The sequence below is a fragment of the Frigoribacterium sp. NBH87 genome (genome assembly GCF_014217665.1).
In the GTDB taxonomy this organism is placed as follows: Bacteria; Actinomycetota; Actinomycetes; order Actinomycetales; family Microbacteriaceae; genus Frigoribacterium; species Frigoribacterium endophyticum.
This window is the reverse complement of sequence record NZ_CP043650.1, coordinates 2788145-2800143: the sequence shown is the minus strand read 5'-3', so window position 1 is coordinate 2800143 and position 11999 is coordinate 2788145. Positions and strand designations below refer to the sequence as shown.

Sequence of the window (11999 nt, the reverse complement as noted above, 5' to 3'; positions counted from 1 at the left end):
GGGAGCGCCGCAGCGCCCCGGCGGGCGCCGGGCGTCAGGCGGTGAGCACCGTCGTCGCCGTCAGGGGCAGCTCGGCCACCGACGTGCCGACGTGCAGCGTGAACTCGCCGGGCTCGTGCGCCCACGCGCCGTCGCGCCAGTCGGCGAAGGCCCGCGCCGGCACCTCGACCGTCACCGCGGCCGACCCGCCCGCCGCGAGCTCGACGGGCCGGAAGCCCACCAGCCAGAGCGCGGGGCGCTCCACGACCGAGTCGGGGCGCGACGCGTAGACCTGCACCACGTGCTTGCCCGCGCGGGCGCCCGTGTTCTCGACCTGGACGGTGACGGTCACCGCGCCTCCCTCGGCCACCGTGTCGGAGACCTCGAGGCCCGACTGGCGCCAGCTCGTGTAGCCGAGGCCGTGGCCGAACGCCCAGGCCGGCTCGACGCCGGCGCGGAGCCAGGCCCGGTAGCCGACGTGGACACCCTCGTCGTAGCGGACGGTGCCGTCGACCGGCGTGACGTCGAGCACCGGCACGTCGGCCGTGGCCGCGGGCCAGGTCGTGGGCAGGCGGCCGCCGGGCTCGGCGTCGCCGATCAGGAGGTCGCCGAGGGCGTGGCCGTACTCCTGCCCGCCGAACCAGGTGAGCAGCACGGCGGCGGCCTCGTCGCGCCAGGGCAGCTCGACCGGCGAACCGGCGTTGACGACGGCGACGGTGCGCGGGTTCGCGGCGAGCACGGCGCGGGCGAGGTCGTCCTGGCGGCCGGGCAGCGCGAGCGTCGAGCGGTCGAAGCCCTCCGACTCGACCTTGCTGTTGGTGCCCACCACGAGCACGACCAGGTCGGCGTCGGCGGCGGCGGCGGCCGCCTCGTCGATCAGCTGCTGCGGGTCGGTGTCGTCGGCGTCGAGCCCGGCGGTGAACATCATGGTGCCGGCGAAGGCCTCGCCGCTCGTCTCGGCCCGGCGGTAGCGGATGACCAGCTCGACCGGGCGACCCGCCTCGACGTCGAGCGGGTGCGACTCGCTCGGCGGGGCGAGCAGCGCCGCGCCCAGCTCGTCGCCGTCGGCCTCGGTGCGGGCGGTGAAGAGCTCCTCGCCGTCGACCACGAAGGTGGCCTCGCCGATCGAGGCGAAGCCGAGCCGGACCCGGCCCGAGGAGGCGGGGGTCCAGGTGGTGCTGACCTCCAGCTCGTGCAGGCGCTCGACGGGTGCGTCGCCGCCGAGGTAGACCAGGGCGGTGGCCCGTCGCTCCTCCGCGAAGATCTCGTCGCCGGCCTCGTCGAGGAAGCGCACGTGCACGCCGGGCTCGCCCGTCGCCGGGTTCGTCAGCTCGGCGAGCGGCAGCTCGGCGACGCCCTCCTGCACGACCGCGCCGACCGACCAGGTCACCTCCGCGTCGGGGAAGGCGGCCCGGACGCCCTCGACCGGGCTGACCACGCTCTCGGGCACCACGGTCGCACTGCCGCCGCCCTGGGTGCGGGCCCGGTCGGCGTTGTCGCCGATCACCGCGATGCGGCGCACGCTGCCGGGGGCGACGGGCAGCAGCCCGTCGTTGGCCACGAGCACGGCGCCGGCGGCCTCGGCCTCGCGGGCGAAGGCGACGCCGTCCTCGACGTGCACGGGGTCGGTGCCCTCGAACCCCTCGAGGGCACCGACGCGGGCGGCGAGACGGAGCAGGCGGAGCACCTTGCGGTCGACGTCGGCTCGGTCGACCGAGCCGTCACGCACGGCGGCGACCAGCGCGTCGCCCCAGGGCCCGACCGGGCCGGGCATGACGAGGTCCTGGGAGGCGCGGGCGCTGTCGACGGAGCGCACCGCCGTCCAGTCGCTGATGACGACGCCGTCGAAGCCCCACTCGCTGTTGAGCGGCGTCTCGAGCAGGTCGTTCTCGGTGGCGGTGGTGCCGTTGACCGAGTTGTAGGCGCTCATGACCAGCCAGGCCCGCGCCTCCACGACGCTCTTCTCGAAGGCGAGCAGGTACAGCTCGCGGAGGGCCCGGTCGCCGACGACGACGTCGGCGGTGAAGCGCTCGGTCTCGAAGTCGTTGGCGACGTAGTGCTTGGGGGTGGCCCCGACACCGTTCTCCTGGACGCCCGTCACGTAGGCGGCCGCGAGGTCGGCGGTCAGCACGGGGTCTTCGCTGAAGGCCTCGAAGTGACGGCCGCCGAGCGGGGAGCGGTGCAGGTTGATGGTCGGGCCGAGCACGACGTCGACGCCCTTGCGGCGGGCCTCGACGGCGGAGGCGTGGCCGTAGCGGCGGGCCACCTCGAGATCCCAGGTGGCGGCGAGCGCCGTTCCGCTCGGGAGGTTCAGCGACGGGTCGCGCTCGTCCCAGAACTCGCCGCGCACCCCGGAGGGGCCGTCGGAGAACAGCATGCGGCGGAGGCCGATCTGCTCGATCGGCCAGCTCGTCCAGAAGTCGCGGCCGGTGAGCAGCTGGACCTCCTGCTCGAGCGACAGCTGCCCGAGCAGCTCGGTGAGGCGGGCGGTGACGGCGTCGTCGCCGGCGGAGGAGGGGGTCACGAGGGGCCTTCCGGTGGTGGTCGGAGATCGGTCGCGGCCGGCGCAGCACCGCGTGGGGGGAACGCTACTCGACAAAACCGAACAGCGGTGGGTTTTCGTGGCGTCGGTGGCGGCCGAGCCGCCGGGGGGTGGGTAGCCTGGCGCACATGGCACAACGGGGTTCGTACGCGAAGGGGATCGCGAAGCGCGAGGAGATCCTGCGGGTCGCGCTCGAGGTGGTGGCCCGCAACGGGTTCCGTGCCACCTCGGTGAAGGAGCTGGCCGACGCGGTCGGGCTCACCCAGGCCGGCCTGCTGCACTACTTCGACAGCAAGGAGGGGCTCTTCACCGCCATCCTCCGCGCCCGCGACGAGGCCGACTCGGCCCGCTGGGCCGAGCTCGACGACATCGTCGACCTGCTGCTCGCGGTGATCCGGCACAACTCCGAGACCCCCGGGCTCGTGCAGCTCTTCGCGAGCCTGTCGACGGCCGCGACGAGCGACCCCGGGCACGCCGCCCGCGACTACTTCGTCGAGCGCTACGCCCGGCTGCGCGTCGACTTCACGACGGCGATCGAGCGACGACAGGTCGACGGGCAGATCGCCCCCGACGTCGACGCCGTGACGCTCGCCGGGGTGCTGGTCGCCGTCAGCGACGGCATGCAGCTGCAGTGGATGCTCGACCCGAGCACCGACATGGCCGAGCACGTGCGGCTCGTCTGGGAGCTGGCCCTCCGCACCGCGACGGTGGCCGCGCCGGCCTGACCGGGCGACCACCGCCTCCTCGTGACTCTGGCCGGGTGCGGCGTCAGCGCACGCGGCGGATCGGGATGATGACGAGCGCGCCGATCACGGTCACGATGCCGGCGCCCCAGAGCATGACGACGTAGTTGTCGTTCGTGGCGCTGCCGATGCCGAGCAGGGCCAGGGCGAGGGCCGGGGCGAGCGACTGCGGCAGGGCGTTGGCGATGTTGATGACGCCGAGGTCCTTGCCGGGGCGGTCGGCGTTCGGCAGCACGTCGACGATCAGCGCGGTGTCGACGGCGGCGTAGATGCCGAAGGCGAAGCCCATCACGACCTCGGCGACGTAGAAACCGGTGACCGTCTCGGCGTGCGCGAGCATCACGAGGCCGACCGCGAAGACGAGGGTCGAGCCGGCGACGAAGACCTTGCGACGACCGGTGCGGTCGCTCAGCCAGCCCGAGACCGCCGCGCTGACGAGCAGGGCGATCGTGTAGAGCAGCACGCCGAAGGCGACGGCGGCCGTGGCCTCGGCGACGTCCTCGATGCCGAGGTGGCGCTCCATGTAGAGCAGGCGGTACGTCGTGAACATGAACGTGCCGAGCGTGATCAGGAAGCGCGACCACCAGGCGAGGCCGAAGTCGGGGTTCTTGATCGGGTTGGTCCAGAACGAGCTGACCAGGTTCACGAACGTGAACTTCTTGAGCTCGTAGGCAGGCAGCTCGTCGCGGGCCACCACGGCGTAGACGAGCACCAGGACGACGGCCAGCACGCCCGGCAGGACGAACAGAACGGGGAGATTGCCGACGAGGTACACGGCCAGGTAGAGGCCGGCGAGGATGGCGACGTTCTGCGCCAGGGCGATGATGCTCGACGCCCGGCCGCGCTGCACCTCGGGCACGTTGTCGGCGAAGCTCGCGATGAGGGTGGCGAGCACGGCGTTGGCGGCGATCTGCGCGAGCAGCCAGGCGAGGGTCAGCGTGAGCTGGTCGGGCGCCGCCGCCACGAGGCCGAGGGCGACGGTGAGCAGCACCACGCCGCCGACCAGGTAGGGGCGACGACGGCCCCAGCGGGTGCGGGTGCGGTCGCTCAGGGCACCGATCAGCGGGTTGGCGATCAGGGCGCCGAGGGCGCCGATCGGCAGCACCTGGCCGACGAGGGTCTCGGGGCTGTCGGGCGCGAGCTGCTGGGCCTTGAGCTGCATGCTCACGAAGACCGGCGAGAGCAGGGCCACGAACAGGCCGAACTGGGCGAAGCCGAGGGCGGCCAGGTAGCCCCTGCCCACTCGGATCGTGCTGACGGGTTGGGTGAGCACGGTCTCACCGCGCGGGCCGGACAGGGCCATTGACGCCTCCTCGAGTCAAAACCTAGCTGCACTAGGTGTTCGAGACTGTACACGAGCGTGAGCCGGTGTCAACAGCTCGTGACGACAGGTGTCGGCCGGCGCGCGGGCAGCCTCGCGCCGTCGAGGACTCAGGGGGAGGACGCGCCGCAGGCGTCGGTCGCGGCCCTCGGCGCGTGTCCCTCCTGACTCGTCGACGGGGGCGGGGCGCCGAGGGAGGCGGGCGGGCGGAGCGGGCCGCGCCTAGGGTCGGGGTCACGACCACGAGAGGACGCCCCATGAGCGACCAGAGCGACCACGACCAGGAGGCCGTCGAGGCGGCGGCCCTCGCGACGTTCCGGGACGACCCGCAGGGCTCCCCCGCGGGCGGCGACGACACGACGACCGACGACGACCTCGTCTCGCCCCTCGGCGGCACCACCTCCGGCGAGGAGGACTACGTCGCCGTCGACCCCGCCGGCTACTCGGGCGAGGCGACCGCGGGCCTCGTCGCCGACGACGAGGACGGCCGCGGCGAGAGCGGCCCCGAGCCCGGCGCCCAGGTCGGCGGCAGCGCCGGGCGCTGACTACGCCGGGCGCTGACCCCGCCGGCGCTGCCCCCCGCCGGGCGCTGACCCCCGCCGGGCGGGGCCGGGTGGCATGCTGGTGGGGATGACCTCCTCGCGCGCGCACCTCGACGACCTCGCCTCCTTCATCCAGGCCTCGCCCTCCTCCTTCCACGCCGCGGCCGAGGCCGCCCGTCGGCTCGACGCGGCGGGCTTCGACCGGCTCGACGAGCGGGCCGAGTGGCCGACGGGGCCGGGCCGCCGCTACGTCCTGCGCGACGGCGCCGTGATCGCCTGGATCCAGCCCGAGGGCGCCACCGCGACCACCCCGTACCGGATCGTGGGCGCGCACACCGACTCCCCCGGCTTCAAGCTGAAGCCGAGGAGCACGACCGGCACCCGCGGCTGGCTGCAGGCCGGCGTGGAGGTCTACGGCGGACCGCTCTACAACTCGTGGCTCGACCGTGACCTCGAGTTCGCGGGCCGGCTCGTGACGCGCACCGGCGAGGTGCACCTCGTCCGCACCGGGCCGGTGCTGCGCTTCCCGCAGCTGGCCGTCCACCTCGACCGCGGCGTCAACGACGGCCTCACGCTCGACCCGCAGCGTCACCTCGACCCCGTGGTCGGGGTCGGCCCGCTCGCCGACGCCGACGTGCTCGGTCACCTCGCGGGGCTCGCCGGGCTGACCGGCGACGACGTCGCCGGGTACGACATCTCGGTGGCCGACACCGCGCCTCCCGCCGTCATCGGCCTCACGGGCGACCTCTTCGCCGCGGGCCGCATGGACAACCTCACCTCGACGCACGCCGGCCTCGTCGCGCTGCTCGACGTCGCGGCGTCGGGCGTCGAGCTCGCCGACGTCGCCGTGTTCGCGGCGTTCGACCACGAGGAGGTGGGCTCCGAGACGCCCTCGGGCGCGGCCGGCCCGATGCTCTCCGACGTCGTGACCCGCGTCACGGCCGGGCTCGGCGGCACCGAGGTCGACCGGCTCCGCGCCCTCGCCGGCTCGTGGTGCCTCTCCGCCGACGCGGGCCACGCCGTGCACCCGAACTACCCCGAGCGCCACGACCCCGTGAACCAGCCCGTGGTCAACCGCGGCCCCCTGCTGAAGATCAACGCGAAGCAGCGCTACGCCACCGACGGGCCCGGCGCGGCCGAGTGGGCGCGCTCGTGCGAGCAGGCCGGCGTGCCCTATCAGGAGTTCGTCTCGAACAACGCGGTGCCCTGCGGCTCCACCATCGGGCCGATCACCGCGACCCGCCTCGGCGTCCGCACCATCGACGTGGGCGTGCCGCTGCTGAGCATGCACTCCGCCCGTGAGCTGTGCGGCGTCGACGACCCGGGCTACCTCGCCCGCGCCGCGGCGGCCTTCCTCGCCCCGGTCGCCGCGGCCTAGCCCCGAGGACGGCACGTCGGTGCCCCAGAGTTCTCAACGGCTTGATCGCCCTCTCGAGCGTGGGTCGACCTGCAGTCCCCGTGGTGAAGCCGGTGGGCCACCGGGCCCACCGGCTCGTCCGCTAGGCGCAGGCCCAGAGACTGATGCTGCTGCTGGGGTGCCCCCCCGGCACATCCGAAGAAGCTCGCTGAGCTCGACAGAGTGTCGTTCGAGGTGCGCTCGGCGAGGCCTTGCAATTCGAGGATCGATGTCATTTAGTTCACCTCCCCTCATATCGGGGTCGTACCCGGCTGTTGATCAAGCCGGGAAGCCACAAGGGGGTTCCCTCATCAAGAGAAAGCAACATCAGCAGGACCCCAGCTGAGCCCGTACCGACGTCGGTCGAAAGACGGAGGAGCTGATCCCCGACGCTGAAGGTGCCGCCGTTCCAGCTCACGAGGCTTCGACGCAGGTGGGAGGCCTGCTCGCGCATGGAGGTGGCCACGTCGAACCATGGGCTCACGCTCTGTAATCCAGCCAAGATCCCGGCCCTACCCCGGAGAAGGCCATCGAAAGCGTAGAGATCTGACGTGCAAGCCGTCATGAAGGCCTCTACATCGTCCTCGTACGCCGATGAACCGTCGATGAGATCGTGTAGCCGCAGCGCGGAATAGGCGATCAGGTATCCCGCGGAGCCGTTCTCGAGGTAGGGAAAAGTGCGCCGACCATCACACTCCCCGAGCCCCGCGACCCCTGGACGAGAATCACGCCGACGGCGCCGGTCCATCGCCAACGACTCGAGCGCGGAGTCCATGAGGTAAGCGTCTTCTGCCGCCTTTCCTACCAGGGCCTGGGCGAAGGCGAGTCCGGCCGAACCGCGCCACAAGCCCGGAGCTCGTCCAAGGCTGTCCTGGGCGAGGTCTGTGTGGCTTCGTCTCGTGGCACGATGCGCTGTGTAGACGGCGAAGTCGAGGTCGTAGTCGATTTGTTGAACGGCGATCCCTGCAAGACCTCGGGCAAGACCAACCGAACGCACCCGTCCCGCGGCGCGCTGGACGGTCTTGCATGTCAGGTCCGCCGCTTCGTGCTGTCCGAGCTCGGACAGAGTTGCCGCGATGCCAGCCAGTCCGTCGAACAGTCCGAGCTCCGCACCCGACGTAAGGTACGCCGTCGTCAAACCAGAGACCATGTCTGCGGGAACGCCCACCTGGGAGCGATGCAAAGCTGTCGCCAGGCCCGCTGTCCCGTTGACGTAGGAAAACCGTCGGAGAGTCGACGTGTCGAGGGGATCGCCGAGGCAGTGCTCTCGGGACAAGCTGGCCAAGCTCCGGGCCATCACACGGGCGATCGTGCGGTCTGTTGTTGTGGCGTCGATTTGGGCAAGATTCGGAGGTGACTCAGGACGAAGCAGTCTCACAGCCGAATGGTCGCGAAACCTGCTTTCGAGTTCGGAAATGAACGCCTCCACGTCTGGCCCGTACAGGTCGGCCACTCGCTCGATCAATTGAGGCCAGACATCTGGCGACAAGATCTCTCTCGCGAATGCCGGCTCGAAGGCTGACATGGCCACTCGGGAAAGAGAGAACCAATCCGATTCAGCGGCCGTGAAGCCCGCCGGTGGGGCGTACCCGATCGCGTTGAACAGCCCCAGCGTGCGAGATTCAGGCGCTCTTCCGTCCTCGAGATCAATGAGGACTACGTCGTTCCCAGACGTGACGATGACATTTCCAGGATGAAGATCTCCGAAGACGACACCCATGGAATGCAGATGCTCCACGCAATCTACGAGTTGCCGCAGCAGATGGAGAGTCTCAACGGCATAGGAGATCCGAGCGTCCGCGCTGCCCGTCGGATCTAGTCCGGGGCAGAGTCGCGAAGTCCGCTCGAGGAGAGACACACCCTCGACGTACTGCATCTCGAGAAAGTCGTGCCCCGAGACCTGAAAGAAGTCAAGGACCCCAGGTACGATCCCGGAATTCTGTAGTCGAAGGAGATTCGTGTGCTCTTGACGCAGACGCGACGGCGCGAGGAGGCCCGAGGCGTCGAGTCCCGCATGAGGTCTCGCCTCCTTCAGGATGGATTTGAGCCCGTCGTGACTGGTTGCGAGGTAGACGCCTCCCGCGTTTGAGAACTGGATCGGCTCGATGGACGCGTACCTGTTGAGGGGTCCTAGACCGTCTGCGACTGCCAGTGCAGAGACAGCTTCCTCGACCACGGGTGGATGGCGACCGACAGGCTGACGGAAGACAGGGCTCCTGACGTCGGGAACGAGAGTGCTCGATTCGTCAGGATGAGCCAAGATTCCCCCGTCTGCATCGGGGATGACGAGCGGCATGAATCCGCCGTACCGGAAGTACACGGGCCCAGAACGGAATCGCACGTCACCTAGGACGTAGGGCGACGAAAAACCATTCAGGGCAGCGTCGAGCCCTTCGGCGATGTGGTTGAGCAAGCGGTCGTCAGGCGGGTAGATGACAACGAGCTTGCCCGCCGAGGACCTTTGCGCGTTCTTCGACAGCGCCCCTCGTACTTCATCCCAACGGGACACGTACTTGAACGGGGTCCGGCTGTCAACGCAGATGCGGACGGCAGCGCCGAGGACGCTCGGATAACCCTGGATCGTCGAGCTGAGATGGATCTTCCAACCGTGGGTCCGTGGAGGTAACCCGATTGGAAAAAGAGACCGCCAGTGAGTCCCCTCATCGACTAACCAATCGACAGGAAGCGGGACATCGAGGTCGCGATCGGGACGATAGGCGGTCGGATCTGCATAGAAAGGGCTGTTTGGTGAGCAGAATGGCAAGATCTCCACCGCGTCCCCTTTCTCGGAATATCAGGATGTCTCGCTGTGAATGTAGCCTACGGCACATGACACAGGTGGATCAGCTGAGGCTGGCGGACGTCGAGATCAGGTACGGACGTCGACTCGTGGTGGTCGCCCCCTCGCTCGAGGTCACCCGGTCGTCGACGACGGCCCTCGTCGGCGCCTCGGGAAGCGGGAAGAGCTCGCTGCTCCGCTGCCTGTCGGGCCTCCAGCGCCCCTCCTCGGGTCGGGTCCTCGTCGACGACCTCGATCTCACGTCGTTGTCGCCTTCCCGGCTCGCCCGCCGCCGACGCGACCTCTTCGGCATCGTCCTGCAGGACGGCGGCCTCGTTCCGTCGCTGTCCGCCCTCGACAACGTGCAGGTCGCCCTCGATCTCCGCCGCATCCCGAGGTCGCGAGCCACGGCTCGATCGACCCTCGACCATCTCGGCCTCGCCCGTCTCGCCGACCGACGACCCGATCAGCTCTCCGGCGGTGAGCGCCAGAGAGTCGCTTTCGCTCGGGTGCTGGCCCAGGCAGCGCCGTTCGCGGTGCTGGACGAACCGACCTCGAGTCTCGACGCCGACAGCCGAGCCGATGTCGTCGACGGCATCCGCGCGCTCTCGGCCGCCGGCTGCGGCACGGTGGTGGTCACGCACGATCTCGAGCTGGCCGCGAGCTTCGACGCCGTCGCGGCGATCACCAGGGGGCACGTGACTACCCGTCCGGGCCCGACGACGGCCGCCGAGATCAGCCACCGGATCGACGGCGTCCGGTGATCGGCGTCCTGCACCTCGCCCTGGCCTCCTCGCGCGCGCTCGGGTCCGGTCGGCGGGCCTGGTACGCCTACGGTGCCGTCGTCCTGGCCACGGCCGTCGTCGCGGCGCTGTCCTTGACCGGTGTCGAGTCGGCAGGTGTCGCGCCCGCTCCGCTCGGCGGCATCGTCCGATCGTGGACGACTCCTGCCGCCCTCATGTCGGTGGTCGCTGGCTCGACTTGCCTCTCCGCGGTGTCCCGGCTGACCCAGTCGCAGTTCGATCCGACGCGCCGCGCCTGGGTGGGCCTCGGCGTCCTCCCGTGGCAGGGCCGCGCCCTCATCGTGGCTGAGGCTGGTGCTGTCGCCGCCGTGGCCACCGGTGCCGGGCTCGGTGCGGTGATCCTGGCGGCCGCGATCGGGAGCCCGCTCCCGACGCCTTGGGGGGCTCTCGTCCTCACGACGGGCCCGCTCGTCACCATCGGCACACCCGTCGTCGTCGCCCTCGCCACGGGTCCCGCGTTGATGGACGCGACCCGACGCTTCCCGACGCGCCCCCGACGTTCGACCATCACCCGCGCCGTCACGACCGCCGTCCCGGCGTCGGGCGTCGCGCTGGTCCTCGCCCTGATGCCGTCCGGTCCGACCGGGGACGACGAGATCGGCGAGCTCGTTCCGTGGTCACTGCTCGTCCTCGTCCTCGGGGCGGTGGCCGCGTCGAGGGTCGCCCCGTCGGCAGGCCGGCTCGTCGTCGGTGGGGTCGTTCGCGCGACGAGTGCCGGACGATGGACCGTTCCACGCCTGGCGCTGACCGCGGTCGCGGTCGCCCTCCGCCGAGACGGTGCGGGCATCTCCGTGCCGATGGTGGGCGTCGCCGTGCCTGGAGGACTCACCTCCGTGTTCCTCGCCGGGGACGAGGCGTTGCGCGCCGCCGGGTCCCTGACCCCGTCCGGAGCCACCGTCAACTGGCCTGCCGTGATCGGTCTCGCCACGGCCCCCGCGGTCCTCGCCGCGATCACGGGCGCCCTGCTCTTCGGACTCTCCGCCCCGGTCCGTCAGGACACCGGGCGGACACTGCTGGCGGCCGGGGCGACTCCGACGACCCTCTGGGCGATCGCGGCGTGCGAGGCAGTCCTCATCTGGGGCCTCGGAACACTCGGCGCCGTCGCTGTCATCACCGTGTCGGCCGTCCCGCTCCTGTCCGCGGCCGAGTCGGGCCTCGGCACCGGGACGGCCGTGGTCCTGAACCCCCTCACCCTCTGCTGCTCCGGGGTCGCCCTGCTCGCACTGCTCATCGGCAGCTCCCTCAGCCGCCGCTCGTGACGGCAGAGCGTCCTGCGAAGGCGGCGCCGCCCGCGCCGAGGGCCCAGTCGAGCACGGCGGGCCAGTCGCCGTAGCCGGAGTCGGGGGTGAGGTGACCGCCGCGGGGCACGACGTGGAGGGCGGCCTCGACCCGCGACTCCCACGTGTCGACCAGGCCGAGGGGCAGCCACGGGTCGTCGTCGCCCGCCACGACCACGGCGTCGTCGGCGGGCGCCGAGCCCGGCCGGCCGCGGGCGCCGAGCGAGAGGCGCCGCCCGTCGAACGTGGCTCCCCCGGCGAACTCCCGGACGGCCTCCTGCCCCGCGATCAGCTCGGGCGACGGAGGCGCCACCAGCGCCACGCGGTCGACCCGGGGAGGCGCGTCGCCGGCCTGCAGCTGCAGCCAGGTCAGGCAGGCGAGGCTGTGGCAGACCACCGTCACCGGTCCCTCCGGCAGGGCGGCGAGCTCGGCCCGCACCACCGCCTCCCACTCGGCCAGCCGCGGCTCGTCGGTGTCGGGCAGCTGCGGGTAGCGGACGACGAGGCCCCGCCCCGCGAGCTCGTCGGCGAGCCGGTGCTGCCAGTGGTCGGCCGGTCGCCGGTTCTGCCAGCCGTGCAGGACGAGGTAGCTCGAGGGTGCGGTCACGCCACGATCC

9 protein-coding genes are annotated in these 11999 nt (G+C 71.3%); 5 read left to right on the top strand and 4 right to left on the bottom strand.

The window, feature by feature from the left end:
- Positions 1–34 precede the first annotated feature (34 nt).
- Entirely contained in the window at positions 35–2356 is a 2322-nt protein-coding gene (locus tag F1C15_RS13070; RefSeq protein ID WP_255465605.1) for a beta-glucosidase, read from the bottom strand.
- 293 nt (positions 2357–2649) lie between these two features.
- On the opposite strand from F1C15_RS13070, the gene F1C15_RS13065 reads away from it, so the two are divergent.
- Complete coding sequence (locus F1C15_RS13065; protein WP_185231697.1) at positions 2650–3246, top strand: TetR/AcrR family transcriptional regulator; 597 nt, start codon at positions 2650–2652, stop codon at positions 3244–3246.
- A gap of 43 nt (positions 3247–3289) precedes the next feature.
- Here the strand turns inward: F1C15_RS13065 and F1C15_RS13060 are convergent, their stop codons facing one another.
- The gene (locus tag F1C15_RS13060; RefSeq protein ID WP_167258377.1) at positions 3290–4567 is read right to left on the bottom strand and encodes an MFS transporter; all 1278 of its coding nucleotides are present in this window, start codon (positions 4565–4567) and stop codon (positions 3290–3292) included.
- Between the two features lie 275 nt (positions 4568–4842).
- Between F1C15_RS13060 and F1C15_RS13055 the strand changes: the two genes are divergently transcribed.
- Both F1C15_RS13055 and F1C15_RS13050 read left to right on the top strand, forming a co-directional pair.
- Positions 4843–5130, top strand: coding sequence for a hypothetical protein (locus tag F1C15_RS13055; protein ID WP_185231695.1), 288 nt, complete (start codon positions 4843–4845; stop codon positions 5128–5130).
- A gap of 85 nt (positions 5131–5215) precedes the next feature.
- Positions 5216–6505, top strand: coding sequence for a M18 family aminopeptidase (locus F1C15_RS13050; RefSeq protein ID WP_185231693.1), 1290 nt, complete (start codon positions 5216–5218; stop codon positions 6503–6505).
- 259 nt (positions 6506–6764) lie between these two features.
- Here F1C15_RS13050 and F1C15_RS13045 read toward each other — a convergent pair whose 3' ends face one another.
- Positions 6765–8819: a hypothetical protein gene (locus F1C15_RS13045; protein ID WP_185231691.1), complete on the bottom strand. Its 2055-nt coding sequence runs from the start codon at positions 8817–8819 to the stop codon at positions 6765–6767.
- Positions 8820–9280: 461 nt separating this feature from the next.
- Here F1C15_RS13045 and F1C15_RS13040 point away from each other — a divergent pair, with 461 nt between their 5' ends.
- Positions 9281–10066 carry an ABC transporter ATP-binding protein gene (locus tag F1C15_RS13040; protein ID WP_244637710.1) on the top strand — a complete coding sequence of 262 codons (786 nt, stop codon included), beginning with the start codon at positions 9281–9283 and terminating at the stop codon, positions 10064–10066.
- On the top strand, positions 10063–11364 hold the full coding sequence (locus F1C15_RS13035; protein WP_185231687.1) for a hypothetical protein: 1302 nt from the start codon (positions 10063–10065) through the stop codon (positions 11362–11364). Before F1C15_RS13040 ends, F1C15_RS13035 begins: the two co-directional genes overlap by 4 nt.
- Here the strand turns inward: F1C15_RS13035 and F1C15_RS13030 are convergent.
- Entirely contained in the window at positions 11348–11989 is a 642-nt protein-coding gene (locus tag F1C15_RS13030) for an alpha/beta hydrolase (protein ID WP_185231686.1), read from the bottom strand. The genes F1C15_RS13035 and F1C15_RS13030 overlap by 17 nt on opposite strands.
- Positions 11990–11999 lie beyond the last annotated feature (10 nt).

What these genes read in the sequence shown, in the direction of transcription:
- F1C15_RS13070 (WP_255465605.1), bottom strand. Translation starts at nt 2,356, where the DNA reads ATGCTGTTCTCCGACGGCCCCTCCGGGGTGCGCGGCGAGTTCTGGGAC.
- F1C15_RS13065 (WP_185231697.1), top strand. Translation starts at nt 2,650, where the DNA reads ATGGCACAACGGGGTTCGTACGCGAAGGGGATCGCGAAGCGCGAGGAG.
- F1C15_RS13060 (WP_167258377.1), bottom strand. Translation starts at nt 4,567, where the DNA reads ATGGCCCTGTCCGGCCCGCGCGGTGAGACCGTGCTCACCCAACCCGTC.
- F1C15_RS13055 (WP_185231695.1), top strand. Translation starts at nt 4,843, where the DNA reads ATGAGCGACCAGAGCGACCACGACCAGGAGGCCGTCGAGGCGGCGGCC.
- F1C15_RS13050 (WP_185231693.1), top strand. Translation starts at nt 5,216, where the DNA reads ATGACCTCCTCGCGCGCGCACCTCGACGACCTCGCCTCCTTCATCCAG.
- F1C15_RS13045 (WP_185231691.1), bottom strand. Translation starts at nt 8,819, where the DNA reads ATGCCGCTCGTCATCCCCGATGCAGACGGGGGAATCTTGGCTCATCCT.
- F1C15_RS13040 (WP_244637710.1), top strand. Translation starts at nt 9,281, where the DNA reads ATGGCAAGATCTCCACCGCGTCCCCTTTCTCGGAATATCAGGATGTCT.